Genomic DNA, 23,376 nt, shown 5'->3' on the forward strand with positions numbered 1-23,376 from the left:
TTGAGGCAACGCAAGGCCGGGGGACGATCGCGTGCTAGACAGGACGGGTGCGCGCGCTGATCCGCCTGGCCATTGCCATCCTTCTCGTCGGTGCCGTGGGCGGGGCGGCCTGGTGGTGGTTCGCGCGCCCGCCGCTCGTGCAGACGGCCGAGGTGGTGACGGGCCCCGCCGTCGAGGCGGTCTATGCCACCGGCACGGTGGAGCCGGTGATCTGGGCCCGCATCGGCCCGGTGGTGAAGGGGCGGCTGATGACGCTCGCCGCCGAGGAGGGCCAGCGCGTGCGCCCCGGCGATGTGCTCGCCCGGCTCGATGACACGGTGGCGCAGGCCCAGGTGCAGGAGGCCGAGGCGCGCGCCAGCTTCCTGCGCGAGGAGGCGGTCCGGCTGCGGGCGCTGGCCGCGCGCGAGATCGTCGCCCGCGCGGCACTCGACCGCGCCGAAAGCGAGGCGCGCGCGGCCGAGGCGATCGTCGAGGCGGCGCGCCGGCGGCTCGACGACTACGTGCTGCGCGCGCCGATGGGGGGCGTGGTGCTGCGCCGCGACGGCGAGATCGGCGAGGTGGTCGATACCTTGAACACCATCTTCGTGGTCGGCGAGAAGAGCCCGCTGCGCATCACCGCCGAGGTGGACGAGGAGGACATCACGCGGATCGCGCCCGGCCAGCGCGCGCTGGTGAAGGCCGATGCGTTCCCCGGCCGCCCGCTCGCCGGCACCCTCGCCGAGATCACGCCCAAGGGTGACCCGCGGCTGAAGGTGTATCGCGTGCGCATCGCGCTCCCCGCGGACACGCCGCTGCTGGTCGGCATGACGGTCGAGGCGAACATCATCATCCGCGAGGAGGCGCGCGCCGTGCTCGCGCCGGCGGCGAGCGTGCGGGACGGCGCGGTGTTCGTGCTCGACGGGACGGTCGTGCGCCGCGTGCCGGTCACGCTCGGCGTGCAGGGGCCGCAGCGCGTCGAGGTGCGGGAAGGGCTGGAGGCGGGGATGCGCGTGGTGGTCGATCCGCCGGCCGCGCTCGCCGATGGCGCGCGCGTGCGCGTGCCGACCAACGCGGTGGCGCGCTAGATGCCGCTCGCGCTCGACATCGCGCTCGGCCATCTCAAGCGCCGCAAGCGGCAGACCCTAGTGTCGGTGCTCGGGGTCGCGCTCGGCGTCGGGTTCTTCATCGGCATGACCTCACTGATGCGCGGGTTCCAGACCTACTTCGTGCAGCAGGTGATCGACGTCGCGCCGCATGTGGTGATGAAGGACGAGTTCCGCCGCCCCGACCTCCAGCCGGTGGAGCTCGCCTTCGCCGGCGGGGCGGTGGAGGTGCGGGGTGTGAAGCCGCGCGACACCGTGCGCGGCATCCGGGAGGCCGGCGCCAAGCTCGCCGCGATCGAGGCGATGCCGGGCGTGGCGGTCGCGCCGATGCTGCGCGGACCGGCGCTGCTGCGCTACGGCGCGCGCGACACCTCGGTCTCGATCGGCGGGATCGACCCCGAGCGCGAGCGCCGCGTCACCAACATCGAGAAGGACATGACCGAGGGACGGCTCGAGGATCTGCGCTCGACCGCGAACGGCGTGATCGTCGGCATCGGCGTGGCGCAGCGGCTCGGCGCCAAGGTCGGTGACACGGTGACAGCGATCTCGCCCGCCGGCGTCACGCAGCCCTTCCGCATCGTCGGCATCATCGCCACGGGCGTCACCGCAATCGACGCGAGCGAGGCCTATGTGCTGCTGCGCCTCGCCCAGGTGCTGCTGGACCGGCCGAACGTGATCAATTCGCTCCGGATTCGGCTCGATGACGTGCGCGAGGCCGAACCGCTCGCGCGAAGGCTGGAATCCGTGTTCCGTTATCGTACCGAGTCGTGGGAGGAGAGCAACCGCAACATCCTCGGCCTGTTCGTGATCCAGAACGCGATCATGTACAGCGTGGTCGGCGCGATCCTGCTGGTCGCGGCGTTCGGCATCTACAACATCATCTCGACCGTGGTGCACGAGAAGGCGCGCGACATCGCGATCCTGAAATCGCTCGGGTTCCGCGCCGCCGACATCCAGCGGATCTTCGTGCTGGAAGGCGCGATCGTCGGCGTGGCCGGCGCGATCGCCGGCTGGGGTGTCGGGATCGGGCTGATCGAGGCGCTCGCGCAGGTGCGCTTCGATCAGGTCGGGCCGGTGATCCAGGGCCGCAGCGGGTTCCTGCTCGCGCGCGAGTGGTGGCCCTATCTTGCCGGTGCCGTGTTCGCGCTGGTCGCGGCGACGGTCGCGGCGTTCATACCCGCGCGCCGCGCCTCGCGGCTCAACCCGGTCGAGATCGTGCGGGGTGCGGCGTGAGCACGATCCTGCGCGCCGAAGGCGTGACGCGCGTGCTGCCCGGACCGCAGCCGGTGACGCTGGTGCGCGACATCGACTTCGCGCTGTCGCCGGGCGAGTTCGTCGCCGTCACCGGCCCCTCGGGCTCGGGCAAGTCCTCGCTGCTCTACCTGCTCGGCCTGCTCGACCGGCCGACCGAGGGGCGCATCTCGATCGAAGGCCGCGACACTGCGGCGATGAGCGAGAACGAGCTCGCCGCCACGCGGCTCGCGCGGCTCGGCTTCGTGTTCCAGTTCCACTTCCTGCTGCCCGAGTTCACCACCCTCGACAACCTGCTGATCCCGATGCGGCGGCTCGGGCGCTGGGACGAGGCGGAGCGCGAGGATCGCGCGCGCGCGCTGCTCGCCTCGCTCGGCATGGACGAGGCCGCGGGGAAGCTGCCGGAGCAGCTTTCGGGCGGGATGCGCCAGCGCGCGGCCATTGCCCGGGCGCTCGCCAACGATCCCGCGCTGCTGCTGGCCGATGAGCCGACCGGCAACCTCGACACCCGCAACGCGCGCACCGTGTTCGACATCTTCGAGCGCCTGGTCGCGGATGAGCATCGCAGCGTGATCGTGGTCACGCATGACCAGGAGCAGGCCGCGCGTGCGCCGCGCCAGGTGCGGCTGGTGGACGGACGGATCGTGCATGACAGCGCGCGCGACTGACCGGCCCCTTGCGCAAAGCGTCCGGCGCCGGCATCTCCGCCCCATGGGCGACGGGGCGATGCGCGGGGCCGGGCGGTGAGGGCGGAGACGCCCTTCGTCGCGCTCGACCGCGTCAGCCTGACCTATGGCGGCGAGGGCGGCGGCACGCTTGCGGTCGAGGGGCTCGATCTGGCGATCTCCCGAGGCGAGTTCGCCGCCGTGGTCGGCCCGTCCGGCTGCGGCAAGTCCACCCTGATGAAGCTGGTGACGGGGCTTGCCCCGGCGAGCGCGGGTTCGGTCGCGGTCGGCGGTCAGCGCGTCGCGGGGCCGCTGAAGATCGTCGGCATGGCGTTCCAGAACCCGACCCTGCTGCCCTGGCGCACCACGCTCGACAACGTGCTGCTGCCGCTCGAGATCGTCGAGCCGCACCGCGCGGCGTTCCGCCGCGAGCGCGCGCGCCATGTCGAGCGGGCGCGTGCGCTGCTCGCGACCGTCGGGCTCGCCGGCTTCGAGGGGAAGTATCCGTGGCAGCTCTCGGGCGGGATGCAGCAGCGCGCGAGCCTCTGCCGGGCGCTGATCCACGAGCCCGAGCTCTTGATGCTGGACGAGCCCTTCGCCGCCCTCGACGCCTTCACGCGCGAGGAGCTCTGGGGCGTGTTGCAGGACCTCTGGCTCGTGCGGCGTTTCACCTGCATCCTGGTCACGCATGATCTGCGCGAGGCGGTGTATCTGGCCGACACGGTGCATGTGATGAGCGCGCGGCCGGGCCGCATCATCGCCACGCGCGCGATCGATCTGCCCCGCCCGCGCACGCTCGAGGGCAGTTTCGAGCCGCATTTCGTCGATCTGGTGCACGGATTGCGCGACCGCATCGCGGCGGCGCGTGCGGAGGCCTGATGCCCGCGCGGTTCTGGCACGATCTCGCCTGGCCCGAGTTCGCGGCACTCGATGCCGCGCGCGCGGTCGCGCTGCTGCCGATCGCCGCGACCGAGCAGCACGGCCCGCACCTGACGGTGAGCGTGGACACGACGATCAACGAGGGCGTGGTGCGCGCGGCGATGGCGCTGATCCCGGACGAGGTGACGCTGCTGGTGCTGCCGACCCAGGCGATCGGCGTCTCGGTCGAGCACGGGCGCTTCCCGGGCAGCCTGACCGTGTCGCCCGAGACGGCGATCGCGGCCTGGACGGAGATCGGCGCCTCGGTGGCGCGCGCCGGCATCCGGCGCCTGCTGCTGCTGAACAGCCATGGCGGCCAGCCGCAGGCCGCGGAGATCGTCTGCCGGCGGCTGCGCATCGCGCACCGGATGTTCGCCGCCACCGCGATGTGGGACCGGATCACGCCGCTCGCCGACCTGATTGCGGCGGACGAGCGGCGTTTCGGCATCCATGCGGGCCAGATGGAGACCGCGCTGATGCTCGCCCTCGCGCCGGAGCGCGTGCGCGCGGAGAAGCTGCGCGACTTCGCGAACGCCACCGCCGGCTGGGACGGCAACGCGCAGCTTCGCGCGGGCGGCGCGGTCGCGTTCGGCTGGCAGGCGCAGGACCTCAACCCCTCGGGCGCGGTCGGCAACGCCGCCGCCGCGACCGTCGGGCTCGGCGCGGCGGTGCTGGCGCGCGCGGCCGAGGCGGTCGCGCGGCTGGTGGGCGAGATCGCCGCGGTCGATGTCGAGACCTGGCTGACGGAGGCCCCGCGTGACTGATCTCGCCCCGTTCCTCGCCGCGATCGAGGGCGTCCCCGTCGAGACTGACCGCGCGCTCGTGCGCCAGAAGAGCCGCGACTTCTTCTGGTACTCGCCGGTGCTGAAGCGGCAGTTGAACCGCGTGACCGCCGACGCCGTGGTCACACCGCGCGACGAGGCCGAGGTCGCGCGCGTGCTCGCCGCCGCGGTGCGCCATCGCGTGAACGTCACGCCGCGCGGTGCCGGCACCGGCAACTACGGCCAGGCCATGCCGATCCGCGGCGGCATCGTGCTCGACCTTTCGGCGCTCGACCGTGTGGTCTGGACACGGCCGGATGCCGTGCGTGCGCAGTGCGGGGCGAAGCTGATCGACATCGATGCGCACACGCGTGCCTCTGTCGGCGGCGAGCTGCGCTTCCACCCCTCGACGAAGCGCACCGCGACGCTCGGCGGCTTCATCGCCGGCGGCTCGTCGGGCATCGGCTCCTGCACCTGGGGCATCCTGCGCGAGCCGGGCAACATCCTCGGGCTGCGCCTCCTGACGATGGAGCAGACGCCCCGCGCGATCGAGCTGCGCGGCCTCGACATCCAGAAGGCGAACCACGCCTATGGCACGAACGGCGTGATCACCGAGGTCGAGATGCCGCTCGCCCCCGCGTGGGAGTGGGTGGACGTGGTGGCGGCCTTCCCGACGCTGATGGACGCCGCCCGCTTCGCCGACGGCTTCACGCGCCAGGACGGGATCGCGAAGAAGCTTGTGTGCGTGCTCGCGGCCGGGATCGCGCAGGCGCATTTCCGTGCGCTCGCGCCCGTGCTGCCGGCGGGGCGGGCGATTGCGCTCCTGATGGTCGCGGCCCCCTTCCTGGAGTTCCTGCCCGCGCTGCTCGCCCCGCATGGCGGCACGGAGGTGCACCGGCAGCGGAGCGATGCGGCCGAGGTGCCGCTCTACGAGTATTCCTGGAACCACACCACCTTGCAGGTGCTGAAGACCGACAAGTCGGTGACCTATCTGCAGACGCTGTTCCCGCCGCCCGTGCATCTCGCCAAGGTGGCGGAGATGGAGGCGGCGTTCGGCGACGAGGTGCCGATCCATCTGGAGTTCGTGAAGTTCGGCGGCGAGGTGGCCTGCTTCGGCTTGCAGCTCGTGCGCTTCACCACCGAGGCGCGGCTCGCCGCGATCATCGCTGCGCACGAGGCGGCCGGCTGCCCGATCTTCAACCCCCACGCCTTCACGCTGGAGGAGGGGGGCATGAAGAAGGTCGATCACGACCAGTTGGCGTTCAAGCGCGAGGCGGACCCGCTGGGGCTGCTCAACCCCGGCAAGATGCTCGCCTGGGAGAACCCGGACTGGCGGCCCTCGCAGTCTCGGCACCTCTACGAGACGGCATAGGACCGTCCCGGACAGCGCGGTTGCCCTTTCGTTCGGCCCCGCGCTAGAACCCCGCCAACCCCCGACACCCCCCGTTCCGAAGGCCGAGCCCATGCCCGCCTACCAGTACGTCTATGTGATGAAGAACCTCACCAAGGCCTATCCGGGCGGCCGCGAGGTCTTCAAAGGCATCACCCTCTCCTTCCTGCCCGGCGTGAAGATCGGCGTGCTCGGCGTCAACGGCGCCGGCAAGTCGACGCTGCTCAAGATCATGGCCGGGATCGAGAAGGATTTCGGCGGCGAGGCCTGGGCGGCCGAGGGCGTGCGCGTCGGCTACCTGCCGCAGGAGCCGCAGCTCGACCCGACCAAGACGGTGGGCGAGAACGTGCGCGACGCGCTCGGCGAGGTCGTCGCCGCACTCGACCGATTCAACGAAATCTCCAACGCCTTCGCCGAGCCGATGGACGACGAGCAGATGAATGCGCTGCTCGCCGAGCAGGCGGCGCTCCAGGAGGTGATCGACGCGGCGAACGGGTGGGAGATCGACCGGCAGATCGAGATCGCGCTCGATGCGCTGCGCTGCCCGCCGGCCGACAGCCCGGTGACGCATCTCTCGGGCGGCGAGAAGCGGCGCGTGGCGCTGTGCAAGCTGCTGCTCGAGAAGCCCGACCTGCTGCTGCTCGACGAGCCGACCAACCACCTCGATGCCGAGAGCGTGGCCTGGCTCGAGACGACGCTGCGCAGCTATCCCGGCACGGTGATGATCGTCACCCACGACCGCTACTTCCTCGACAACGTCACCGGCTGGATCCTCGAGATCGAGCGCGGGCGCGGCTACCCGTACGAGGGCAACTACTCCTCGTGGCTGGACCAGAAGCGCAAGCGGCTGGAGCAGGAGGAGAAGGAGGAGACCGCGCGGATGCGCGCCCTCGCCGCCGAGAAGGAGTGGATCGGCCAGTCCGCGCGCGCGCGCCAGGCGAAGAACAAGGCGCGCATCCAGCGCTACGAGGAGATGCTCGCCGCCTCGAACGAGAAGGCCGCCGGTGTGGCCGAGATCGTGATCCCGCCGGGGCCGCGCCTCGGCGGCACGGTGATCGAGGCCGAGCACCTCTCGAAGGGCTTCGGCGACCAGCTGCTGATCGACGATCTCTCCTTCAAGCTGCCGCCGGGTGGCATCGTCGGCGTGATCGGGCCGAACGGCGCGGGCAAGACCACGCTGTTCCGCATGATCATCGGCCAGGAGAAGCCGGATTCCGGCACGCTGAAGATCGGCGAGACCGTGAAGCTCGGCTATGTCGACCAGTCGCGCGACGCGCTCGATCCGAACAAGACGGTGTGGGAGGAGATCTCCGGCGGCACCGACGTGATCTATCTCGGCAAGCGCCAGGTGCCGTCGCGCGCCTATGTCGGCGCCTTCAACTTCAAGGGGCCCGACCAGCAGAAGAAGGTCGGCATCCTCTCGGGAGGCGAGCGCAACCGCGTGCATCTGGCGAAGATGCTGAAGTCCGAGGCGAATGTGCTGCTGCTCGACGAGCCGACCAACGACCTCGACGTCGACACGCTGCGCGCGCTCGAGGAGGCGCTGATGGATTTCGCCGGCTGCGCCGTGGTGATCAGCCACGACCGCTGGTTCCTCGACCGGCTCTGCACGCACATCCTCGCCTTCGAGGGCGACAGCCACGTCGAGTGGTTCGAAGGAAACTTCGAAGCTTACGAGGAGGACAAGCGGCGCCGTCTCGGCGAGCACGCCACCGATCCGCACCGCATCAAGTACAAGCCGCTTGTCAGGGTGTAGCAGGCGGTACCGTCACACGGGGTCCCAGGAGAACACGTCGCCGCTGCGCTCCAGCGCGTAGAAATGCGCGCGCAGCGCCGGCATCGCATGCTCGGCGATCGTCTCCGGCGTCCAGCCCCCGTCGCGATGCACCGTGCGCAGCGGCCGGTTCTGGCTGAACAGGATCAGCTCGTTCTGGCGCATCCCGAAGATCTGGCCCGTCACATCCTTCGCCGCATCCGAGGCGAGAAAGACCGCGAGCGGGGCGATTGTCTCCGGCGTCATCTTCTGCAGCTTCGCGACGCGCGCCTGCTGCTCGGGCGTGTCGGTCGGGATCGAGCCGATCATGCGGCTCCAGGCGAAGGGGCTGATGCAGTTTGAGCGCACGCCGAACCGTTCCATGTCGAGCGCGATCGACTTCGAGAGCGCCGCGATGCCGAGCTTGGCGGCCGCATAGTTCGCCTGGCCGACATTGCCGATGAGCCCCGAGGTCGAGGTCATGTGCACGAACGCGCCCGCGCCCTGCTCGCGGAACAGCGGCGCGGCCGCGCGGCTGACGAAGAAGCTGCCGTTCAGGTGCACGCCGATCACCGCGAGCCAGTCCTCGACCGACATCTTGTGGAAGATCGCATCGCGCAGGATCCCGGCATTGTTGACGACGATGTCGAGCCGGCCGAACGCCTCGGTCGCGCGCGCGACGATGCGCTGGGCGCTGTCCCACTCGGCCACGCTGTCGGTGTTCAGCACCGCGCGCCCGCCGGCCTCCGTGATGGCCTTGACGGTCTCCGCGCCGGGGCCCTCGTCGCTGCCGGTGCCGGCGACCGAGGCGCCGACGTCGTTCACCACCACCGACGCCCCGGCCTTGGCCATCGCGAGCGCGACGGCTCGGCCGATGCCGCGTCCCGCGCCGGTGACGATCGCGACCTTGCCCGACAACATCATGCGCGCGTTCCTCCGTGGTCCTGTCTCGCTTGGCGGTTGTAGAGCCGGCGGGGCAGGCGGGGAAGCCCGGCGGGGCTACTTGATCCCGGCGCGCATGAAGGACTGCACGAACTGGCGCTGGAACAGCAGGAAGCCGAGCAGCAGGGGGGCGGAGGTCATCAGCGTCGCGGCACTGATGATCGCCCAGTCGATGCCCTGATCCAGGGTGGCGAACACCGCGAGCCCGACGGTCAGCGGCCGGGTCTCGACCGAGTTGGTGATCACGAGCGGCCAGAGGAAGTTGTTCCAGTGGAAAGAGACCGAGACGAGCCCGTAGGCGAGGTAGGTCGGCTTCGCGAGCGGCACATAGACGCGCAGCAGGATCGCCATCGTACCGCAGCCCTCGACGCGTGCGGCCTCCTCGAGTTCGAGCGGCACCTGCTTGAAGGTCTGGCGCAGCAGGAAGATGCCGAAGGCCGAGGCCATGTAGGGCAGGCCGATCGCGAGGATGGTGTCGACCAGGCCGAGCGCGCTCATCGTCCGGTAGTTCTCGACCAGCAGCACGTCGGGCGTGATCATCAGCTGAACGAGCACGAGCGCGAACAGGATGCCCGCGCCCGGGAAGTCGGCGCGCGCGAACACGAAGGCGGCGAGGGTGCACAGCACGAACTGCGCGACCAGGATCATGGTCACGAGGAGGAAGGTGTTGAGGAAGTAGCGCGCGAAGGGCGCCGAGACCCAGGCGGTGGCGAAGTTCTCGAGCGTCAGCGGCGCGAACAGGTCGAAGGTGGTGGCGTAGCCGGTAGGGTGGATCGCCGCCCAGACCGCGTAGAGCAGCGGTGCGATCCAGACGATGCCGAACAGCCAGGCCGCCGCGGTCTCGATCCAGACCCAGAGGTCGAAGCGCGGGAGCGGCGCCGTTTCGGTCGCGGCCGCTGTGATCGCGGTGCCGCTCATCGGTAGTGCACCCGCCGTTCGAGCACGAGGAACTGGAACGCCGCCGTCGCGGCCAGGATCGCGAGCAGGATCATGGTCAGCGCCGACGCGGAGGCGGTGTCCCAGAACCGGAAGCCGAGCTCGTAGATGTAGGTCAGCAGCAGCGCGGTCGCGTTGTCCGGCCCGCCGCGTGTCATGACGATGATGTGGTCGACGAGGCGGAAGGCGTTGATCACCGCGTTGACCAGGATGAACAGCGTGGTCGGTCCCAGCAGCGGCACGGTGACGCGCCAGAACACCCTGGCGCGCGAAGCCCCCTCGATCGCCGCGGCCTCGTAGAGCGAGGGCGGGATCGCCTGCAAGGCGGCGAGGTAGAAGATCATGAAGAAGCCGGCTTCCTTCCACACCGCGACCGCGATCATCGCGCCGAGCGCGGTCTCGCGCGAGCCGATCCAGTTGGTCGGACCCCAGCCGAACAGGGCGGCCGTCACGCGATCGAGCAGGCCGTAATCGGGCGTGTAGAAGAACAACCAGAGATTGGCGACCGCGATCATCGGCAGCACGGTCGGCGTGAAATAGGCCATGCGCAGCGCCGTGCGGCCGGCGATCCGGCTGTTCACCCAGAGCGCCATGGCGAGCGCGATCGCGATGGAGAGCGGAATGGTCGCGAGGGCGTAGATGGCGTTGTTCCAGAGCGCCTGGAGAAACACCGGATCCTCGAACAGGTAGGTGTAGTTCTCGAACCCGACCCAGCGGGCGGGGCGGCTGCCGCGCGGGGTGGAGAACAGCGAGTGCCAGAAGGTCGCGACGGCCGGGTAGTGCGTGAAGCCGAACAGCAGCACGAGGGCCGGCGTCAGCATCAGCCAGGCATGGATGGTGGTGCGTCGCGGCATCGTCTCGTATGCGGAATAAGGGGCGCGACCAGCGCCGCGCCCCGGGGTTCTCAGCCGCGGCGGAACGGCCGCAGCACGCGATCGGCCTCGGCCTGCGCGTCGGCCATCGCCTGCTGCGCCGACTTCGATCCGGTCAGCAGCGCCTGGAGGTTGTCGTTCAGCGCCTTGTAGACGCGCTGGTTCTCGTAGGTGGAGAGTTCGCCGGTCGCAACCGGCAACTGCTCCTTCGCCACCAGCGCCGGCGGGAACTCGGCCGTGTAGCGCTTCAGCGCCTCGGTCTCCCACGCGTCCGGCCGCACCGCCAGATAGCCGGTCTTGATGCACCAGTCGGCGGCGAGTTCGGGCGAGGTCAGGAAACGGGCGAAGCGCAGCACGGCCTGACGCTCAGCCGGATTGGCGTTCTTGAAGATGTAGAGATTGCCGCCGCCGACGACGGTGCGCGGCGCCTCCTTGCCCGGCAGGCCCGCCACGCCGAACTCGAAACTCGCGTTCGTACGCACATTGGTGAGGTTGCCGGTGGTGGACCAAATCATCGCCGCCGTGCCCTGCAGGAAGTTGGGCGCCAGCACGGCCCACTCGGTGACGCCCTGCGGCGTGATCTGATGCGTGAACGCCATGTCGCGCCAGAACGACGCCGCCTCGATCGCGCGCGGATGGTTGAAGTACACCTCCGTGCCGGCCTCGTTCATCAGCGTGTGGTTCACCTGGTTGCATAGCGCGCCGAAGGTCCATTGCGCGGTGCCGTGGTTGGTGGCGAGCTGCACGCCCCAGCGCCCGCCCGCGCCCTCGCGGCGGGTCAGCTTCTTGCCCGCGTCCACCAGTTCGGCCCAGGTGCGCGGCGGCGCATCCGGGTTGAGCCCGACCTCGCGGAACATCGCCTTGTTGTAGAAGTAGATCGAGGTCGAGCGCTGGAACGGCACCGACCAGGTCTTCCCCTCGGCCAGGCTGTTCGCCATGAAGGCCGGGAAGAAGCCCGAGAGCCACGCCTTGGTCTCGGCCGAGTTGTCGATGTCCTCGATGGGGGCGAGGATGTCCATGTCGCGCAGCGAATGAAGCTCGGCGGCGAGCAGCACCGAGAAATGCGGCCCCGTGCCGCCGCGGATGGCGGTGACCGCCTTGGTCAGCGTCTCGCCGTAGAAGCCCGAGTACACGGGCTTCACGGTGATGCCGCTCTCGCGCTGGAACGCCTCGCAGTAGCCGTCGATGATCCGCGGCACCGGGCCGCCGATCGCGATCGGATAGTAGAAGGTGAGCTCGCGCACCTGCTGTGCGCGCAGCACGGCAGGCGCGGCGAGGGTCGCGGCAGCGGCGGCGAGCGCCGTGCGTCGGGTGAGAGTCATCGGAGGGCTCCGTCCAGACTCAGCGATAACGGCGGAGAATCCGCTCCGCCTCGGCCTGTGCGTCCGCCATGGCGGGGCCGGCCTGCTTGCGGCCGGTCAGCGCCGCCTGGAGGTTGTCGTTCAGCGCCTTGGTGACGCGCTGGTTCTCGTGCGTCGAAAGCTCCGCGACCGCATGGGAAGCTGGTCGCGCGCGACGGCGGCAGCGGGGAAGTCGGCCACATAGGCCTTCATCGCCTGGGTCTCCCACGCCGCCGGCGTGACGGCGACATAGCCGGTGTCGATGCCCCATTGCGCGGCCAGTTCGGGGGCGGTCAGGAACTTCGCGAAGCGCACGGCCGCCTCGCGCTGCGCCGCGTTGGCCTTCTTGAAGACGTAGATGTTGCCGCCGCCGGTCGCGCTGCCGCGCCGGCGCCCGGCCGGCAGCATCGCGACGCCGAACGGGAAGGGCGCGTTGCGCCGGACATTGGTCAGGTTGCCGGTGGTGGTCCACATCATCGCCACCTTGCGCTCGAAGAAGTCGCGCGGCGTGGTGCCCCACTCGACGATGCCGGGCGGGTGCACCCGATGCGTCATCGAGAGGTCCATCCAGTACTGCAGCGCCTCGACCACCTTCGGGTCGTCGTAGAAGGTGCGGTTGCCCTCGGGGTTCATCAGCCGCACGTCGTTCTGCGTCGTCAGCCCCTGGAACAGCCAGTAGGGGAAGCCGGAGGAGGGGATCTGGATGCCCCACTGCGCCGTCTGGTCACCCTCGCGCCTGGTCAGCCGGCGCGCGAACTCCAGCTGCTCGGCCCAGGTCGCGGGCGCGACCTCGGGATCGAGCCCGGCGTCGCGGAACATCTCCTTGTTCCAGTAGAGCACCTTGGTCGAGCGCTGGAACGGGATGCCCCAGGTCTTGCCGCCGGTGCGGCTGTTCTCGAGGAAGGCGGGATAGAAGCTGTCGAGCCAGGCACGATCCACGCCGGGCAGATCGTCCCAGGGCAGGATCGCGTCCTCGTCGATCAGCGTGAAGATGTCGACCGAGAGCAGGCACGCCGTTTCGGGCGCGTCACCGCCGCGCGCGGCCGTCAACGTCTTGGTCAGCGTGTCCTGGTATGTGCCCGCGTAGATCGGGCGTACGCGGAAGCCCGGATTGGCGCGCTCGAAATCGGCGCAGTAGCCGTCGATCAGGCGCGTGATCGGTCCGCCGACGGCGATCGGGTAGTTGAACACGATCTCGACGGGCGCCTGCGCCAGCACGGCGGGGGCGGCGGCGAGGCTTTGCAGCGCCCGGCGTCGGGTCAGGGTCATGTGCGGTCTCCGTTGCGGGGAGGGGTCAGGCGTCCACGGGCACGCGCCCGGGGATGGGTTCGGGCAGGCGACGTCCCGTGGTCGGATCGAACAGGTGCAATGCCGGCGGCAGGCGCAGGCGCAGCGGCGTGCCGGACGCGACGGCGTGATTGCCGTGCACACGCGCCTGGATCGTCTCCTCCGCCGCGCCGACGCGGCACGAGAGCACGGTCTCGGCGCCGAGGAACTCGGCCGAGATCACCGTCACGGCAAGGCCGGGACCGTCGGTCAGCGCGATCTCCTCCGGCCGCACGCCGAGGATCGCGCCCGCGGCTTCGGCCGGAGCGACCACGGGGCCGGGCGTGCCGGCGATCACCGCGCCGTCCGCGCCGGGCTCGAGACGCAGCAGCGACATCGGCGGCGTGCCGATGAAGGCGGCGGCGAACAGCGAGGCGGGGCGGGCGTAGAGCTCGGCCGGCGTCGCGTCCTGCTCGATCCGGCCTTCGTTCATCAGCACGACCTGATCGGCCATGCTCATCGCCTCGGCCTGGTCGTGCGTGACATAGACCATGGTGAGCCCGAGCCGCTGTTGCAGCGCGCGGATCTCGCGGCGCATCTCGGCGCGCAGCTTGGCGTCGAGGTTGGAGAGCGGCTCGTCCATCAGGCAGATCGGCGCCTCGGCGACGACGGCGCGGGCCAGCGCGACGCGCTGCTGCTGCCCGCCCGAGAGCTGGTTGGGCCGGCGGTGCAGAAGCTGCGTGAGCCCGAGCATGCCGGCCGCGCGCGCCAGCCGCGCCTCGCGCTCGGCCCGCGGCGCGCCGCGCGCGCGCAGCCCGAACACGATGTTCTCGGCGACCGAGAGATGCGGAAACAGCGCGTAGTTCTGGAACACCATGGCCACGCCGCGCTCCTTCGGCGGCAGGCCCGTGACGTCGCGGCCGCTCAGGTACACCCGGCCGGTGTGTTGCGTGTCCAGCCCCGCAACGATCCGCAGCAGGGTCGATTTGCCGCAGCCCGAGGGGCCGAGCAGCACGACGAAGCGCCCGCCCGCGGTCGCGAGCGACACGCCAGACAGCGCGGCGGTCGTGCCGAACCGCCGCGTGACATCCTCGAGGCGGAGCTCTCCCCTCGACCTTGCCCCCGCATCCATGCCACGCACCCTAGCACAGGTCGCTCACGGTTGGGTGAAGGGCGCATGACGATGCGGTGCAGCAATCGTCGCGCCGGACTGCGGCGTTCCGGTTCAGCCCGGCGCGGGGCGCCTGCGGAACGACCGGACGATCTCCAGCATCTCCTCGCGCCGGTCCTCGAAGGAGGCTTCATCGACGGTCGCCACGCACTCGGTCAGCACGTCCGCGTCGATGCGCAGCACATGGACCTGCGCCAGCGTGGCGATCGGCGTCGGGAACTGGATGTCGAGCGAGAGCCCCGCGCCGCCGTCGTCGAACGCGAACGGCTCCGGGCCGCGCAGGACCCGCAACCCGGCAACGCTCTGGAGCATGTTCGTGCGCGTCATCTCGATCGCCGTCTCGAGGGTGAGGGGCTCGGTCAGAAGCCGCCGGCCGACCACGACATTCGCACGCGGGCCGGGCGGCAGGGTCTCTCCCGAAGCGAGCTCGGTCACGATCGCCGGCTCGACGAAGGTCGCCTGCAGCGCGACCTGCCAGCCCTCGCGGTCGCGCAGGGCCGGCAGGTCGAACAGCAACATCTCGGGAATGGTCATGACGGTGCTCCCCTGACGGTGCCCGGCCCGATGCGGCCTCGCACCCACGCCGCGAGGCCGCGCGGCAGCTCGTGCGCGGCGATGACCTGAAGCATCGGGTGACGTGCAGCGATGCGCCGGCGGATCTCGGCCCGCCGCGACGCCGGCGCCAGCACCACGCCGCCGGCGCGCGCGCATCCGTCCAGGCGCCGGGCGAAGGCGTCGTTCCATGCCGCCTCGTCGGCCGCGCCGGCACCGGGGGCGTCGGCGAGCGCCGCCTCCTCAACCAGCCACAGCCCGATCCGGCCGGCCCCGTGAACCGCCGCCAGGGTCGCGGGGACCAGCACCGCGCGGGCGATCGCCAGACGTTCGGGGTCGGGCGCGGCCGTGCCCGGATGCGGCAGCGCCAGGTGCCCGGGCAAGGCGGCCGCCACCAGCCCCTCACGCGCGAGCCAGCGCACCCGGCGCGCCGGCTCGGCGAGCGGCAGGGCGACACGGTCGAGCGCGTCCAGCGAGACCCCCTCCGCGATCAGTGCGCGCAGCAAGCGGCCGAGCGGCGCAAGGCCGAGCCGGAGCAGGGCCGTCGCCTCGCGGGCCGGTATGGTGGCGAGACGCGCCAGCACGGCCGCATCGTCGAGGCAGCGCACCGCGATGGCCGGGCCAAGCGCGGCAAGGGCGCGCGCGACCCAGGCCGCGGGGGAGAAGACCGAAGGGAAGTCGCCCGCGACCAGCGCGGCCTCGGCCACGCCTTCGACCAGCGTGGCCGGTGTCGCCGGATGCCTGGGGTCGCTGATGGGGACAAGACGTTCCGTGTCCGCCACGAGCGCGCGAACCCGTTCCGGCGAGTCGAGGACGACAAGGGCGCCGGCGGGCGGCGCCTCCGCCTCCGCCAGCACCTCCGTCCCGCAGGCAAGCCGCCATCGTCGCGGCGTCAGCGGCTCCTCGGCGACCAGGCGCAGCGGCGGCAGCCCGACGCCGAGGGCGCGCGCGGCCTGCTCGATCGCGCGCTCGACCACGGCGTTCCGCGCCGCGGCGAGCTCGGCGTGCAGCGCGGGGCCGGCGGTGAGCGTGAGCGACCAGTCCGCGCTGATCCAGGGCGCCTCGGCGGACCCGGCGGCCGGAAGGGCGACCCCCCGGCGCCAAGCGGGGGGATCGCCCCGCTGGACGGGCTCGGGCGGCGGGTCGAGCGGCGCGACCGGCCGCCCGCCGCACTCCGCCCGCGCGACCACCGGCACGTCGGGGCGGTCGATCCGCAGCAGCGCGCGGATCAGGGGCCTGAGCCGCGCGTCGCGGACGACCAGGGCAGGCCAGAGCCCGTCGCCGTCCGGGGACAGGGCTGCGACGATCCGACGCAGGCGCGCGGGCTCGGTCGCGATCGCGGGGCCATCCACGCCGGCGGCCAGCGCCGCCTCGTCATCGCGCGGCAGCCAGCGCAGGGAGCGATCGGGTTCGAGCCCCCAGGGCGGCGGTTCTCGGGGCGTGAGCCGCTCGATCGTCAGCGCCGTCATGGCATCGCTGAAGGCCTCGGGCACGGGCTGCACGTCGGCCGCGGGGGCCTCCATGCGCTCCGCCAGACGCAGCCGCGCGAGCGCCGCCGGCCAGTGGCTCAGCGTGCTGTCGAGGGGCATGCGGTCGAGGCCGCGCAGGGCCACTTGTGCGAGGGCGCGCAACGCTGCAGGCGCGGCGGCGTGGGCCTCCCACCAGTCGAGATCCCCGGCGGGGATCTCGGCGGGGACGCTCAGGGGAGGCTGCTCGGGCGCGCGGATCACGGCAGCGCCCTCGCCCAGCGCGGCGGCGCGCAGGCTGATCCCCGGCAGGATCACGCCGAAGCGCTGACGCAGCGCGGCACGCAGCCCGATGATCGACGGGCTGCCCGCGCCATCCGTGCCGGTCCCGATCAGCGCGTTCGCGGCGGCCTCGATCCGCTTCTCATCGGCGCCGCCGATCTCCAGCACGATCCGCACCTCCAGAGCCGGCGGCACCGGCCGGCCAAGGCGGAGCGCGAGCTCGGCGGCCATCTCGGGCAGCGCGTCGCCGTGGCGATCGAGCCAGGCCGGGTCCGCAATCGCGGCAAGGGCGCGCAGGGGGCTGCCCTGCCGCACCCGCGCGGCCGGTCCTTCGGCATAGCGGACGACGCTGCGCACGGACTCGCGCCAGCCCTCGTTCAGCCAAGGCGCGTCGGCAAGCGCGCGCAGCCGTGCGGCGGCGCCATCGGCATCGCCGAGCGCGATCGCGGTCATGGCGCGCATCAGATGCACGTAGGCTTCGTGCGGCGCGGCCTGCACGGCCTCCTCGGCAAGCCGCGCCGCGTCGCGGAGCGAGCGGTCGATCGAGCCGGGCGGGATCTCCCATTCGGCGGCGCAGCGCGCGAGCATCGCCATCGTCTCGGCGCGCAGCAGCCTCAGATGCGCGAGCGCCTCGAGGTCGCGGCCGGCATCCTCGAGCGCGGCGCTCTCCCGCTTCAGCGACCGCAGGACGCGCGCGAGATGGGCGAGGCAGCCACGCCGATCGCCCGCGCCGAAGGCCGCCTGTGCGGCGATCATCTCGAGCGTCCGCGCGCCGGAGAGACCATCGGACCGGGCAGGCGACAGCACGCGCGGCGGCATGCTCTCGCCGGACGAGGCGATGAAGGCGGAGACGGCGCGCACCGCGTCGCGTTCGGCGGCGAGCGCCGAGAGGGTCTGCCACGCCGGTTCGGGCGGCGCCGTGCGCAGCGGTGCCAAGAGGCGCTGCACGGTCCGGATCATGTGGGCGTGTCCGGCGGCTTCAGGGCGGGCTCGACGCCGGTCCTGCGCGGCGGCGGCTGGCTGGGCGGCGACGCGCGGATCTCGTCCGCCGGCTCCGATGGCGGCGGCGGGGCGGCCGGCGCCTGCGCCGCCGGCGCGACCGACGGTGCCGCGCCCATGCTGCCGAAGAACGCGCTCTGCTCGCGCACGCGGCGCAGCGTCGCGATGTCCTGCGCGGTCAGGATGCCGGGCCACGCATCGCGCGCGACCGCGCGTTCGGGCAGCCAGACATCGTCGTCGGCATGGCGGTCGTGGAAGAACGCGCGGTGCAGCCGCGCCAGTTCGCTCGAGAACAGCCGCGCGAACGCCTCCAAAGCCTCGGTCGCCTCGACAACGCGCGGAAGCTGGTCGCGGAGCCAGGTGGCGAAGCGGTCCTGGCTCGCCGTCAACCCGGCCTCGGCGAGCCATGCCGGGTCGCCGATCCGCGACGAGCCGATATCGGCGGCCCCGTCCTTGCCGCGCGGGGCCTTGGTCTCCGTCTGCAACAGGATCGTGGCCGCGAGACTGCCCGAGCTTCCGCCTTCGGCCGGGGGCAGCAGGCCCATGAACCGGTTGTACAGACGGCGGAGCTGCTGGCCGGCGCCGTGGCTCGGCAGCAGGTAGGTGTTGCTGCCACGGAACTGGAACGAATCCAGGTGCCAGACCAGCCGGACGAGATGCGGGAACAGCGCGCGCGACGCATCGCTGGCCGCGACCCTGAGGGCCTCGCGCATGGCCGCGTGGTCGCGTCGTGTCAGGCTGTCGTCGCGCAGGTCGAGATAGAGCGTGATCTCGACCTGGCGCAGATAGGCGCGCAGCCCGTGCGCGAGCGTGCCGGAGGCGTTCGCAACGGTCCAGTAATGGCTGCGCGAGAGCGAGGCGACGTCCTTGGCCGTCTGCGCGCCGAACTCGCGCTGGATCTTCAGGTGCGACGAGTACTGATCGAACAGCCACTTGCCGAGGAAGCCGATCGCCGGCAGCAGGAACAGCAGCAGGAACACGACCCAGGTGGAGAGGGTCGCGCTCTCCAGGCGTGCGACCAGGCGGTCGACCCCGGTGATGACGGCATCCAGCTTGTCGGGCGGAAGCTGCGCGGCGGCGGGCGGGATCGTCAGAGCCGGCCCCAGCGTGCCGCCGATCGCCGCCGTGATCCTTCGCCTCATGCGCGTCCCCCAGGCGAGGAGGAGCTTCGCACGCGGCCGGCGCGCGGTCCATCGCGCGTTGGGGGAGCGGATCAGCCCGCGCCCGGGGTGATCATGACGGAGAAAGGACGATCGCGCATGGTGCCCAGGGCCGGAATCGAACCAGCGACACCGTGATTTTCAGTCACGTGCTCTACCAACTGAGCTACCTGGGCCCACGGCGCGAGGGCGGGGTCATAGCCGGATCGGCCTTGGCTGTCCACTCCGCCTCGCCTGGATCGGGCGTCTCCTCGGTCTCGACCCGGTAGGCGCCGCTGAACCAGCGATGCAGGTCCACATCCGCGCAGCGGCGGGAGCAGAACGGGCGGAACGGCTGTGCGGTCGGCTTGCCGCAGATCGGGCAGCGCGGGGTGTGGGCCTCAGCCATGCCCGGCATCCTCCACGCTCCAGCCGAGCGGCGCCAGCGCAGGGTCGGCCACGAGGTCCGGCGGCCGACCGAGGCGCGCGGCCAGGAAGGCGAGCGCCGCGGCCTCGTCGCGCGCCGCATCGATGACGGCCGGCGCGCCACGGAGGCGGGGCAGCCTGCCGCGCCGCGCCTCCGCCTCGCGCCAGAGGGTGCGCAGTGCCGTCAGCGCTGCGGTCACCGCCGAGGGCACCACCGTGGCGACGGGCGTGCCGAGCACCTCGGCGAGCGGCGGGCGGATGCGCGGCCGCACGACTTCGAGCAGGCCGGCGCGCGAGAAGCCGAGCACGCGCGCGCGCAGCGGATCGTCCGCGAAGGCCGCCTCCGCCGCCTGACGCAGCGCCTCGCGCGCGCCGCGCGCGCCCGGCAGTCCGGCGAGGTCGATCGCGATCACGCCCGAGAGGTTGCGCAGCACCACCTGCCGCGCGATCTCCGCGAGCGCCGTGCGGTTCGCCGTCTCGCGCCGATGCCGCGCCGCCTCGCGCCCGGTGCCGCCCGAGAGATCGACGTCGATCGCCGTCAGTGCCGGCGTGATCGCGATGCGGAGCGTGAGTCCCGGCGCGATCTTGACCGCGGGCTCGGCGAGGGCCGCGAGCTCCGTCTCGATCGCCTCGTCGAGCAGCGGCGCCGGGCCGCGATGGACCGCGATCCGGCCGGCGAGCGCGGGCAGCGCCGCGCGCAGCGCCAAGACGTGGTCCACCTCATCGACCACGATTTCCGCCGGTGGCGCGCTCTCCGTCAGCCATTCGACCGCGCGCGGCGGCGCGGCCCGGATGAGCGCCGGCGCGGCCGGCGGGCTCGCCCCGTCGGTGAGCGCCGGGGCGAGGCGCGCCGTCACGCGCGGTCCCTTGCCGCCCATGGCGGCGCGGACGACGCGCACGACGACGGCCTGACCCTCCCGCAGGAGCGTGCCGATCGGGCGCACCTGAGCGCCATCCTCGCGGCCGGGATCGGCCTCCTCGGCCGGCAGGAACGCCTGAACATCATCGGCCAGCGCGACGAAGGCGCCGGCGAGCGCGGGGACCACCGACACCACGCGCGCGCGATGCACCTCGCCGACACGGTCAGGATGACCGGGCCGCTCGATCGCGAACGCGACGATCCGCTCGCCCGCCAGCCCGACCAGCCGGCGCTCGCCCGGGCCGCAGGCGATCAGCAGCCGCTCGACGCGAGCCATGGCGGAGCGAAGCCGAGCCCGCTGAGCAGCGCCGTCGTTTCCATCACGGGCAGGCCGACGACGGCACTGTACGATCCAGAAATGAAGCGCACGAACGCGCCGGCCCGACCCTGGATCGCGTAGCCGCCGGCCTTGCCGCGCCATTCGCCGGTCGCGAGGTAGCCGTCGATCTCCGCCGCGGTGAGGCGCTTGAAGGTGACGATCGTCGTGACCAGGCGCTCGGCGCGCCGGCCGTCCGGCGCGATCACGCATACCCCCGCATGCACGCGATGCCGCCGCCCCGAGAGCAGCGCGAGGCACGCGCGTGCCTCCTCCTCGGTCTCGGCCTTCGGCAGGGCGCGCCGTCCGGCAGCGACCACGGAATCCGCGCCCAGCACCAGCGCGCCGGGATGCGCGGCCGCCACCGCCTCGGCCTTGGCGCGCGCGAGCCGGCGCGCCATCGGCGCGGGCAGCTCGCGCGGCAGGGGCGTCTCGTCGATCTCGGCGGGCACGATCGCGTCGGGCGCGAGGCCGATCTGGGCGAGCAGGTCGCGCCGACGCGGCGAGGAGGAAGCAAGCACGAACGGGCCGCGCAACGGCGCGGCCATGGCCGGGGCGGCCGTCACTTGAAGCGGAAGGTGATCCTGCCCTTCGTCAGGTCGTAGGGCGTCATCTCCACCTTCACCCGGTCGCCCGCCAGCACACGGATCCGGTTCTTGCGCATCTTGCCCGAGGTATGGGCAAGGATGACGTGGTCGTTGTCGAGCTTCACACGGAACATGGCATTGGGCAGCAGCTCCGTGACCATGCCGTCGAACTCGATCATGTCTTCTTTCGGCATCAGACCTCTTTCCAAGGGGTATTCGATTTGGCCGGGAACATGATCCCCGGCATATCAGGGGTCAAGGACGCGCGCGGTGGGGCGATCCGCACCCCAATCCCGCTACAGACGCACGGACACCGACAAGGCGTGGGCGCCCAGCCCCTCCGCCTCGGCAAGGCGCACCGCCGCTGGGCCGATCGCGGCCAGGGCCGTTTCGTCGGCCGCGACCCATGTGGTGCGTTTGAGGAAGTCGAACACCGACAGGCCCGAGGCGAACCGAGCCGTGCGGCTGGTCGGCAGCACGTGGTTCGGCCCGGCCACGTAGTCGCCGATCGCCTCCGGCGCGTGATGGCCGAGGAACACCGCCCCCGCATGACGGATGCGCGCGAACAGGGGCGCGGGGTCGGCGACCGCGAGCTCCAGATGCTCCGGCGCGAGCCGGTTCGCGAGCAGGGCCGCCTCGGCGAGGTCGCGCACCACGATCACGGCTCCGTGCGCGCGCCACGAGGCCCCGGCCACCGCCGCCCGCGGCAGCGTCGCGAGCACCTGCTCGACCGTCGCGACCACCGTTTCCGCAAGCGCCGCGTCGGGCGTGACCAGCACCGCCTGCGCCGCCTCGTCGTGCTCGGCCTGCGCCAGCAGGTCGATCGCCACCCAATCGGGGCGCGCGGTCGCATCCGCGATCACCAGCACCTCGGACGGGCCGGCGATCGAATCGATGCCGACATGGCCGAACACCTGCCGCTTCGCCTCCGCCACATACGCGTTGCCGGGGCCAACGATGCGATCGACGGGCGCGATCGTGCTGGTGCCATAGGCGAGCGCGGCCACGGCCTGCGCGCCGCCGATGCGGTAGATTTCCGTCACGCCAGCGCGCCGCGCCGCCGCGAGCACCGCCGGGTTCAGCGCGCCGTCGGGCGCTGGCACGCACATCGCGATGCGCGCCACGCCCGCGACACGCGCCGGGATCGCGTTCATCAGCACCGAGGACGGATAGGCCGCCTTGCCGCCTGGCACATAGATGCCGACCGCATCGAGCGCGCCCCAGCGCATGCCGAGATGCACCCCGGCACCGTCGCGCGTGGCGAGATCGGCGGGCATCTGCGCGCGATGGAACGCCTCGATCCGGCGTGCCGCGAGGTCGATCGCCGCCGCGAGCTCGGCGGGTACCGCGGCGACCGCGGCTGCGATCTCGTCCGCGCCGATCGCGAAGCGCGCGGGCGTGAGCTCCAGCCGGTCGAAGCGCGCCGTGTAGCGTGCGACCGCCGCATCGCCCTCCGCCCGCACCTCGGCGAGGATGGCCGCCACCGCCTCGGCCACGCCGGGCACGGCCTGCTCGCGGTCGGCGAGCAGTGCCTTGAACGCCGCCTCGAAACCGGGCTCGGCGGTGGAGAGCCGGCGCGGTCCGTTCATCCGGCCGCGACCGCGGCGCGGAATCGGGCGATCCAGGCACCGATCTGTTCGGGCCGCGTCTTGAGCGCCGTGCGGTTGACGATCAGCCGCGACGAGACATCGGCCACGTGCTCGATCTCCACGAGCCCATTGGCGCGCAGCGTCGAGCCGGTCTGCACGAGATCGAGGATCAGCCGCGACAGCCCGAGCGAGGGGGCCAGCTCCATCGCGCCCGAAAGCTCGATCACCTCCGCCTGCACGCCGCGTGCGGCGAAGTGCCGGCGCGCGATGTTGGGGTACTTGCTCGCGACCCGCACCTGGCTCCAGCGCGAGGGGTCGTCGGCGATCCCGTTCTCGCGTGGCGCGGCGATCGACAGGCGGCACAGCCCGAGCCGCAGATCGAGCGGCGCGTAGAGTTCGGGATAGTCGAACTCCATCAGCACGTCCGAGCCGACCACGCCGATCGCGGCGGCGCCGAAGGCGACGAAGGTGGCGACATCGAACGGACGCACGCGCACGACGTCGAGCCCGCGCTCGTTGGTCGGGAAGCGCAGGCGCCGGCTGTCCTCGTCGAGATAGTCGGGCGCGGGGTCGAGGCCGGCGCGCTCCAGCAGAGGGGACAGCTCCTTCAGGATCCGGCCCTTCGGCAGGGCCAGCACCAGCGGGGCGTCGGGATTGCGCAGGCGGAGGGTCGTGGCGGCGGGCAGGGGAACGGTCACGGCGGTGGTGGTAGCATCGCCCCCGCACGCTGCGCCACCCCGTGCGGGACGGGGCT

The 23,376-nt window shown here is 72.0% G+C and carries 22 protein-coding genes and 1 tRNA gene; 7 read left to right on the forward strand and 16 right to left on the reverse strand.

Going from position 1 to position 23,376, the window contains the following annotated elements; all coding sequences use genetic code 11:
- Window positions 1–47: 47 nt before the first annotated feature.
- The 7 genes from F563_RS0114320 (at window position 48) to ettA (ending at window position 7,823) form a co-directional block, all read left to right on the forward strand.
- Window positions 48–1,064 (forward strand): efflux RND transporter periplasmic adaptor subunit, encoded by a 1,017-nt coding sequence (locus F563_RS0114320; RefSeq protein ID WP_019015372.1) that lies wholly within the window; start codon window positions 48–50, stop codon window positions 1,062–1,064.
- Window positions 1,065–2,315: an ABC transporter permease gene (locus F563_RS0114325; RefSeq protein WP_019015373.1), complete on the forward strand. Its 1,251-nt coding sequence runs from the start codon at window positions 1,065–1,067 to the stop codon at window positions 2,313–2,315.
- Window positions 2,312–3,001: an ABC transporter ATP-binding protein gene (locus F563_RS0114330; RefSeq protein ID WP_019015374.1), complete on the forward strand. Its 690-nt coding sequence runs from the start codon at window positions 2,312–2,314 to the stop codon at window positions 2,999–3,001. Before F563_RS0114325 ends, F563_RS0114330 begins: the two co-directional genes overlap by 4 nt.
- 75 nt (window positions 3,002–3,076) lie before the next feature.
- Window positions 3,077–3,877 carry an ABC transporter ATP-binding protein gene (locus F563_RS0114335; protein WP_019015375.1) on the forward strand — a complete coding sequence of 267 codons (801 nt, stop codon included), beginning with the start codon at window positions 3,077–3,079 and terminating at the stop codon, window positions 3,875–3,877.
- On the forward strand, window positions 3,877–4,680 hold the full coding sequence (locus tag F563_RS0114340; RefSeq protein ID WP_019015376.1) for a creatininase family protein: 804 nt from the start codon (window positions 3,877–3,879) through the stop codon (window positions 4,678–4,680). The genes F563_RS0114335 and F563_RS0114340 overlap by 1 nt, the downstream gene beginning before the upstream one ends.
- Window positions 4,673–6,049 carry an FAD-binding oxidoreductase gene (locus F563_RS0114345; RefSeq protein WP_019015377.1) on the forward strand — a complete coding sequence of 459 codons (1,377 nt, stop codon included), beginning with the start codon at window positions 4,673–4,675 and terminating at the stop codon, window positions 6,047–6,049. Before F563_RS0114340 ends, F563_RS0114345 begins: the two co-directional genes overlap by 8 nt.
- Before the next feature lie 91 nt (window positions 6,050–6,140).
- Window positions 6,141–7,823 (forward strand): energy-dependent translational throttle protein EttA, encoded by a 1,683-nt coding sequence (gene ettA, locus F563_RS0114350; protein WP_019015378.1) that lies wholly within the window; start codon window positions 6,141–6,143, stop codon window positions 7,821–7,823.
- Between the two features lie 12 nt (window positions 7,824–7,835).
- On the opposite strand, the gene F563_RS0114355 is transcribed toward ettA, so the two are convergent.
- From F563_RS0114355 to hisG, 16 genes are all read right to left on the reverse strand, one after another.
- Window positions 7,836–8,744 (reverse strand): SDR family oxidoreductase, encoded by a 909-nt coding sequence (locus tag F563_RS0114355; RefSeq protein ID WP_019015379.1) that lies wholly within the window; start codon window positions 8,742–8,744, stop codon window positions 7,836–7,838.
- Window positions 8,745–8,819: 75 nt separating this feature from the next.
- A complete protein-coding gene (locus F563_RS0114360) occupies window positions 8,820–9,680 on the reverse strand; it encodes a carbohydrate ABC transporter permease (protein WP_019015380.1) in 861 nt (286 codons plus the stop codon).
- On the reverse strand, window positions 9,677–10,552 hold the full coding sequence (locus tag F563_RS0114365) for a carbohydrate ABC transporter permease (RefSeq protein WP_019015381.1): 876 nt from the start codon (window positions 10,550–10,552) through the stop codon (window positions 9,677–9,679). The genes F563_RS0114360 and F563_RS0114365 overlap by 4 nt, the downstream gene beginning before the upstream one ends.
- A gap of 50 nt (window positions 10,553–10,602) precedes the next feature.
- The gene (locus F563_RS0114370; protein WP_019015382.1) at window positions 10,603–11,892 is read right to left on the reverse strand and encodes an ABC transporter substrate-binding protein; all 1,290 of its coding nucleotides are present in this window, start codon (window positions 11,890–11,892) and stop codon (window positions 10,603–10,605) included.
- A 120-nt stretch (window positions 11,893–12,012) separates the two neighbouring features.
- Window positions 12,013–13,179, reverse strand: coding sequence for an ABC transporter substrate-binding protein (locus F563_RS22695; protein ID WP_245557139.1), 1,167 nt, complete (start codon window positions 13,177–13,179; stop codon window positions 12,013–12,015).
- A gap of 25 nt (window positions 13,180–13,204) precedes the next feature.
- Window positions 13,205–14,308 carry an ABC transporter ATP-binding protein gene (locus tag F563_RS0114380; RefSeq protein ID WP_019015383.1) on the reverse strand — a complete coding sequence of 368 codons (1,104 nt, stop codon included), beginning with the start codon at window positions 14,306–14,308 and terminating at the stop codon, window positions 13,205–13,207.
- Window positions 14,309–14,401: 93 nt separating this feature from the next.
- Complete coding sequence (locus F563_RS0114385) at window positions 14,402–14,881, reverse strand: hypothetical protein (protein ID WP_019015384.1); 480 nt, start codon at window positions 14,879–14,881, stop codon at window positions 14,402–14,404.
- Window positions 14,878–17,607: a hypothetical protein gene (locus F563_RS0114390; protein ID WP_020621310.1), complete on the reverse strand. Its 2,730-nt coding sequence runs from the start codon at window positions 17,605–17,607 to the stop codon at window positions 14,878–14,880. Before F563_RS0114390 ends, F563_RS0114385 begins: the two co-directional genes overlap by 4 nt.
- Window positions 17,604–18,788 (reverse strand): hypothetical protein, encoded by a 1,185-nt coding sequence (locus tag F563_RS0114395; RefSeq protein WP_019015385.1) that lies wholly within the window; start codon window positions 18,786–18,788, stop codon window positions 17,604–17,606. The genes F563_RS0114390 and F563_RS0114395 overlap by 4 nt, the downstream gene beginning before the upstream one ends.
- Window positions 18,789–18,906: 118 nt before the next feature.
- Window positions 18,907–18,982 (reverse strand) — tRNA-Phe (locus F563_RS0114400).
- Entirely contained in the window at window positions 18,973–19,194 is a 222-nt protein-coding gene (locus tag F563_RS25385) for a DNA gyrase inhibitor YacG (RefSeq protein ID WP_026299602.1), read from the reverse strand. Before F563_RS25385 ends, F563_RS0114400 begins: the two co-directional genes overlap by 10 nt.
- Window positions 19,187–20,407: a ribonuclease E/G gene (locus F563_RS25390; RefSeq protein ID WP_019015386.1), complete on the reverse strand. Its 1,221-nt coding sequence runs from the start codon at window positions 20,405–20,407 to the stop codon at window positions 19,187–19,189. The genes F563_RS25385 and F563_RS25390 overlap by 8 nt, the downstream gene beginning before the upstream one ends.
- Window positions 20,383–20,994 (reverse strand): Maf family protein, encoded by a 612-nt coding sequence (locus tag F563_RS0114415; RefSeq protein WP_019015387.1) that lies wholly within the window; start codon window positions 20,992–20,994, stop codon window positions 20,383–20,385. Before F563_RS0114415 ends, F563_RS25390 begins: the two co-directional genes overlap by 25 nt.
- A 14-nt stretch (window positions 20,995–21,008) precedes the next feature.
- Complete coding sequence (gene infA / locus F563_RS0114420; RefSeq protein ID WP_026299603.1) at window positions 21,009–21,227, reverse strand: translation initiation factor IF-1; 219 nt, start codon at window positions 21,225–21,227, stop codon at window positions 21,009–21,011.
- Window positions 21,228–21,329: 102 nt separating this feature from the next.
- The gene (gene hisD / locus F563_RS0114425; protein WP_019015389.1) at window positions 21,330–22,622 is read right to left on the reverse strand and encodes a histidinol dehydrogenase; all 1,293 of its coding nucleotides are present in this window, start codon (window positions 22,620–22,622) and stop codon (window positions 21,330–21,332) included.
- A complete protein-coding gene (hisG, locus tag F563_RS0114430; protein WP_019015390.1) occupies window positions 22,619–23,320 on the reverse strand; it encodes an ATP phosphoribosyltransferase in 702 nt (233 codons plus the stop codon). The genes hisD and hisG overlap by 4 nt, the downstream gene beginning before the upstream one ends.
- Window positions 23,321–23,376: the final 56 nt, after the last annotated feature.

The sequence above is a fragment of the Elioraea tepidiphila DSM 17972 genome (assembly GCF_000378465.1).
GTDB classification, from domain to species: Bacteria; Pseudomonadota; Alphaproteobacteria; order Acetobacterales; family Acetobacteraceae; genus Elioraea; species Elioraea tepidiphila.

Excerpts from the sequence above, each read along its gene's own strand:
- F563_RS0114325 (WP_019015373.1), top strand. The coding sequence starts at position 1,065 with ATGCCGCTCGCGCTCGACATCGCGCTCGGCCATCTCAAGCGCCGCAAG.
- F563_RS0114340 (WP_019015376.1), top strand. The coding sequence starts at position 3,877 with ATGCCCGCGCGGTTCTGGCACGATCTCGCCTGGCCCGAGTTCGCGGCA.
- ettA (WP_019015378.1), top strand. The coding sequence starts at position 6,141 with ATGCCCGCCTACCAGTACGTCTATGTGATGAAGAACCTCACCAAGGCC.
- F563_RS0114355 (WP_019015379.1), bottom strand. The coding sequence starts at position 8,744 with ATGATGTTGTCGGGCAAGGTCGCGATCGTCACCGGCGCGGGACGCGGC.
- F563_RS0114360 (WP_019015380.1), bottom strand. The coding sequence starts at position 9,680 with ATGAGCGGCACCGCGATCACAGCGGCCGCGACCGAAACGGCGCCGCTC.
- F563_RS0114365 (WP_019015381.1), bottom strand. The coding sequence starts at position 10,552 with ATGCCGCGACGCACCACCATCCATGCCTGGCTGATGCTGACGCCGGCC.
- F563_RS0114370 (WP_019015382.1), bottom strand. The coding sequence starts at position 11,892 with ATGACTCTCACCCGACGCACGGCGCTCGCCGCCGCTGCCGCGACCCTC.
- F563_RS22695 (WP_245557139.1), bottom strand. The coding sequence starts at position 13,179 with ATGACCCTGACCCGACGCCGGGCGCTGCAAAGCCTCGCCGCCGCCCCC.
- F563_RS0114380 (WP_019015383.1), bottom strand. The coding sequence starts at position 14,308 with ATGGATGCGGGGGCAAGGTCGAGGGGAGAGCTCCGCCTCGAGGATGTC.
- F563_RS0114385 (WP_019015384.1), bottom strand. The coding sequence starts at position 14,881 with ATGACCATTCCCGAGATGTTGCTGTTCGACCTGCCGGCCCTGCGCGAC.
- F563_RS0114390 (WP_020621310.1), bottom strand. The coding sequence starts at position 17,607 with ATGATCCGGACCGTGCAGCGCCTCTTGGCACCGCTGCGCACGGCGCCG.
- F563_RS0114395 (WP_019015385.1), bottom strand. The coding sequence starts at position 18,788 with ATGAGGCGAAGGATCACGGCGGCGATCGGCGGCACGCTGGGGCCGGCT.
- F563_RS25385 (WP_026299602.1), bottom strand. The coding sequence starts at position 19,194 with ATGGCTGAGGCCCACACCCCGCGCTGCCCGATCTGCGGCAAGCCGACC.
- F563_RS25390 (WP_019015386.1), bottom strand. The coding sequence starts at position 20,407 with ATGGCTCGCGTCGAGCGGCTGCTGATCGCCTGCGGCCCGGGCGAGCGC.
- F563_RS0114415 (WP_019015387.1), bottom strand. The coding sequence starts at position 20,994 with ATGGCCGCGCCGTTGCGCGGCCCGTTCGTGCTTGCTTCCTCCTCGCCG.
- infA (WP_026299603.1), bottom strand. The coding sequence starts at position 21,227 with ATGCCGAAAGAAGACATGATCGAGTTCGACGGCATGGTCACGGAGCTG.
- hisD (WP_019015389.1), bottom strand. The coding sequence starts at position 22,622 with ATGAACGGACCGCGCCGGCTCTCCACCGCCGAGCCCGGTTTCGAGGCG.